Origin of the sequence: Sphingobacterium haloxyli, from assembly GCF_002980525.1 — a bacterium.
Classification (GTDB): Bacteria; Bacteroidota; Bacteroidia; order Sphingobacteriales; family Sphingobacteriaceae; genus Sphingobacterium; species Sphingobacterium haloxyli.
In genome coordinates this window covers 1-4449 of record NZ_PVBQ01000034.1, presented here as the reverse complement: position 1 = coordinate 4449, position 4449 = coordinate 1, and the positions used below count along the sequence as shown (strand labels likewise).

The 4449-nt window shown below is 38.4% G+C and carries 6 protein-coding genes and 1 pseudogene; all 7 read right to left on the bottom strand.

All coding sequences use genetic code 11. The features are described from left to right. Positions 1-5: 5 nt before the first annotated feature. The gene (gene tnpA / locus C5745_RS19775; RefSeq protein ID WP_117584417.1) at positions 6-287 is read right to left on the bottom strand and encodes an IS66 family insertion sequence element accessory protein TnpA; all 282 of its coding nucleotides are present in this window, start codon (positions 285-287) and stop codon (positions 6-8) included. A gap of 26 nt (positions 288-313) precedes the next feature. Then, positions 314-1030 carry a hypothetical protein gene (locus tag C5745_RS19770; protein ID WP_243403409.1) on the bottom strand — a complete coding sequence of 239 codons (717 nt, stop codon included), beginning with the start codon at positions 1028-1030 and terminating at the stop codon, positions 314-316. A 274-nt stretch (positions 1031-1304) separates the two neighbouring features. Next, positions 1305-1565, bottom strand: coding sequence for a hypothetical protein (locus C5745_RS19765; RefSeq protein ID WP_105718741.1), 261 nt, complete (start codon positions 1563-1565; stop codon positions 1305-1307). A gap of 15 nt (positions 1566-1580) precedes the next feature. Continuing rightward, a complete protein-coding gene (locus tag C5745_RS19760; protein ID WP_105718740.1) occupies positions 1581-2150 on the bottom strand; it encodes a suppressor of fused domain protein in 570 nt (189 codons plus the stop codon). A gap of 539 nt (positions 2151-2689) precedes the next feature. After that, positions 2690-2833 (bottom strand): annotated as a pseudogene (locus C5745_RS20845) (RHS repeat-associated core domain-containing protein); the annotation flags it as partial. Between the two features lie 37 nt (positions 2834-2870). Then, on the bottom strand, positions 2871-3392 hold the full coding sequence (locus tag C5745_RS19750; protein ID WP_105718739.1) for a hypothetical protein: 522 nt from the start codon (positions 3390-3392) through the stop codon (positions 2871-2873). Beyond that, on the bottom strand, positions 3389-4449 hold a 1061-nt coding region (locus tag C5745_RS20365), incomplete at its 5' end, for an RHS repeat-associated core domain-containing protein (RefSeq protein ID WP_317046855.1). The genes C5745_RS20365 and C5745_RS19750, both read right to left, overlap by 4 nt.

Genomic DNA, 4449 nt, shown 5'->3' with positions numbered 1-4449 from the left:
ACATATCAGTAAAGACGGATCAACTGGGAAAGCAAACCAAGATCGGTATCGACCTTGATCCGCACCCCATTGGGGTAGATAACCTCAACATCGCCTTTTCTGCCGGTCTTATCCATCGCTATAAAGCTTCCGCTGGCAGTATCGTTTTCTTTGCTGCGCGAAAACCAATAATAAAATGTAGCCTCATTGATGCCATTTTCCTCGCAGTAGCGTTTCTTGCTCAGGCCGCTCTGCTGCCAGTCTGCTATCATTGCTAACATCTGAACTCTTTTTTCTTCTTTGCTCATCCAGCAAAGCTAGAAACAACATCAGATTATTCATAGACGTGGCTCATAGGACGGATACCATTTGCCAGCCATCCCATCCCTAATATGTTCCATCTATTTTTATGAATAAATTGCATAGTTTTTATACTAGGATCAGCCATTAAATTACTTGCCTGATAGGGATCAAAATCTGCTACTAAACTAATTTTAATCTGCTTTTGTTCTTCTTTTGATAATCCGCTGATATATTTCTGTAAAGCTTTTACATAACCTTTTCCATAAGCCCCGCCCATACTATGAGTTACAATTTTTATTGTTTCCACAATTTCACCAGATGAATTCCTGGCTAAGTTAGATATTATTCTACCTGCATCTTTGAGACCCTGATCATAACCTGCGTTACTTCGTCCAGAGGCTGTATTCGCATCATACTTTAACAATCCTACCTGGTCTGTTGCCATCCCAAACCATCCTCCCAAAGCACCGTCTCTATAAATAGGTTTTGAGTGATCGTTTAACTGATTTTGGACTGCATAGTCAAAATTAGATGTCCCATTAGTCCAGTAATCTCTTGATCCGTAGAAATTATAGTTTCCTTTATTTTGGTTGTAATTCCCATAATATCCCGTGGCACCTTCTCCAAAGTGATTCCCATTTATGAAAATAACAACGTTGCCATCAGGATCTATAGCATTTGTGGGATTATTCAATGCATATACATAACTTGAAGTACTAAAGTATAATTCTGAGAGATTATCCACCACGTTCCACCGTCCTATCTCCGCGTCATAGAACCTAGCGCCGTAATCATATTGTCTTCTGCAACTTTTCCGCTGTTCCGCCGATTCCGTGGCATCCCAAAAGCGGTTTCCTCAAAGAACTTTTCCAATTCAAAAATAATGTTTTCAGCGGATTGTGCAAGCGGTATTTTACGGTTGGAAGGATCGTCTGTTACAGCAAAGGTGCCAACTCCATTATCGCTGAACTACCTTTCCGATAAGACCTATACCGAACTGGATTCGGTGACGCTCGGTAGGATCAAGGAGATTCTGTGGTGCTATAAGCGAAATACCCCGGATCCATATCCGATAAAGAAAGTAGTGTGTTGTCCAGATTAATCATTTCTTCCATAGAAACAACTCTATAGTCCGATTCTGCCGCCTCCGTGGCACCACTAAATTCCCACATCCCATCATCTAAATGATGATATACTCTTGTTATTTGATCGTCTTTATCCAGCACGAATGAAGTCGTCAAAACAGCTTCATTTGGATCTGAAAAATAATTGTACAATTTCAAATTAAGATTATTGTATTATACAACACTTTTTCTATACGGATTTATGTAATCAAAACGTTCATTTTCAAAGAGCTCTTCAAGATTTTCTACACCAAACTCTTTTTTAAAAGCTACTTCATCTTTCGTAACCGGAATTAACCAATAAAAATAAATTGTTTTCTTATCATCAATTTTAAGTAATTCTAAATTAGGACCATCAAGATAAGGTAAGGAAATGAGTCCATATGAACAGAACGAATTTAGTTTCCAAGGCCTCCCAAAATTTACGGTATGCCACAAATCAAGTTTTTCACCGAATTTATGAAAATGTGCTACCACAGTTAGCAATTCGACCATAAACTCATCTCTATCAGCCGAAAAAAGGTGAAGTTCAACTGGGTTTTTATTTGTAGCATTAGACATGCCACATGTTGCATAGGTCCACATCGTTCTCGATTTTTGAGGTGGAAATTCCAAAATCGAAAAATCTTCTCCTAACTCTTGAAATGGTCCATCATCCCACGTTAGACACCTATATTCTCTTCCCCAAACTGAAATATAATGGGATATTATTTGACGTTTGTTATTGATATCGTGTTCCATCATAAATCATGTTTCTTTTTTTGTTCCCTCGAATAACGCGAAGCTTCTGCTCCTTGTTTATTTGACTCTGTTTTGGGTTGTAGCTTCATACGACTTCTATCGTTAGCACTAGCCTTCCTCTCTTCCGGTGTCATTTGATATCCCGGCTTTTCTCCTGTTTTTGGGTCGCCTTCGTAATATCTCTTTACCAATTCTGGATCGTGGTCAACAACTTCATCAGGTTGCGCTTCCATATCCTTACGATCTGATTTTTTAGGAGTATTTCCATAATGCTTTCTTCTATTATATGCTTCCGTTGGTTTATCAGCTGCTTCCGCGGAACTTCCTGTCTTCCCTTGATTATCACCTTCATCGTTAGACTGTAGCAAAAAAGGATTTAACTGGATATCATTTCTTGTTCCGTCTCTTCTAACCGGAAGCTGCATCTCAGGAAATTTGTCCTTATTTATCTGCACTACAGCAGAACCTGTAACCACCGCTATTCCTGTTACAAGAGCTCTTCTACCTGATTGGGTAGCTAATAGTCTAATGATATATGGAATAGGATGCTGCCCATCAGGATCAACAAATCTTATGGGATTATCAAAAGCGTAGTTATAAGGTGACCACCGTCTTCCCTGCTCCGCCAACGGATCAACAACGTTCCACCGTCCTATCTCCGCGTCGTAGAACCTAGCCCCGTAATCTTAAAGATAACAAGAACTATCAATTAACTATTAACTTCTAAAACCAAGATTCTTCAACAAACTTAAGTCTTCCCTCCTTTTTCTCCAAATAATACCTGTACAATAAGGGCTCATATAATATTGGGTATTCTGATTCTTGAATGCCAAAGTCAACAGTTTCCTTAATCTTTTTTTCGTCGAACAAACCAATTTCATCAAACACGAATAACAGATATCCCTTATTCCTAATAAATCCCTTTTTTTTTATTTTTGTCGTTTCTTCTAAAAAAATACCCAAATATTCTTTATAGAAAATCGAAAAATCAAAGAAAACACTATCATGTAAATTTCTAACATACAAAATATTGATTCCAGATTTATTTAGTAAATTTCTAAAGTTATAATTTTTATCCAATTCACTCAACACCTGATTTAACGCTAAGCTATCTCCATATGATAACTCCGGTAAATCAAGTTTTAGTTCTAGTTTCTTTTCGGTAGCCTTGTTACTATCTCCGTTTGATAAACAACTTGCTACCATACATGCTAAAAAACATATAATAATAATTTTAAAATTCATCGTATTAGGTTTTGACGTGAATTATAACGGAAATAAACTCCTCCAGTTTTTACATGATAAATCTTCAGTGGTAAATTTGGGCTAATTTCTTCAACTCGCTCAGCAAAATATCTATCTCCTCTCTGGCTCCCCCCGTTGCCATAATTCCCACTTGCACCGAGTCTAGTTGAATTTGGATGACTATGAATATGGTCTTGTATAATTCCTTTGGTCATAAGAAAGTTTCGCGAATTCATAAATGTTCCTCTTGATAACAAACTAAGCAGAATATTCCCACTAGATCTTTCAGAAAATTGATCATGTGATGTAGAAATAATACTTCCTCCACTCATGGAAATTTTACCCCATTCTACGGATGTGTTGTTACTCAAAAATTCAAATAATTTTACACCTTCTCTATTATTTGGTGTCTGCATCACTGTAAAGTCATCAAACATTTCTGATGAAGTTTCAGCCAAAACAGAAGCTGGACTTTCTTTTAAAATCCCTTTCTCTAAAGTAATCGAGGTATTAGTCTCTTTTCCATTATCATTTACCTTTATTAATCGATCAAAATCATCGTCTGTCTTACGAGCCAGCACAATCTTGCCCTTTTCGTCTACCGTATAATCATCCTCTCTCATACCGTCAGGGTCGATAAATCTAATTGGATTATTATATCCATATCGGTAAGGTGTCCATCTTCTATCCTGCTCCGCCAACGGATCCACCACATTCCACCGTCCTATCTCCGCATCATAGAACCTAGCCCCGTAATCGTACTGCCCCCCCAACTCATCCTGCTGTTCCTTGCCGTTATAAAGGTACTTATTGATACCCGAAGTTACAAGAGCTTTGGCCTTGCCGAACGGGTAATAGTCGTGCTTCTGGATTACGTCCCCCGTCGTTTGCTGCAGGGTAGCCCGTACGTTGCCCAAATGATCTGTCAGATTATAGTGGTAGGTATAGGTATTGGTATTCGCGTTACGCTGCAGGTAACCTTCTTCCGTATGGATCATCTCAATCGCACTCGCTGCACTGCCTACCTTTTTGTATTCGATGCCGCTAACATAATCCC

Excerpts from the sequence above, each read along its gene's own strand:
- tnpA (WP_117584417.1), bottom strand. The coding sequence starts at position 287 with ATGAGCAAAGAAGAAAAAAGAGTTCAGATGTTAGCAATGATAGCAGAC.
- C5745_RS19760 (WP_105718740.1), bottom strand. The coding sequence starts at position 2,150 with ATGATGGAACACGATATCAATAACAAACGTCAAATAATATCCCATTAT.
- C5745_RS19750 (WP_105718739.1), bottom strand. The coding sequence starts at position 3,392 with ATGAATTTTAAAATTATTATTATATGTTTTTTAGCATGTATGGTAGCA.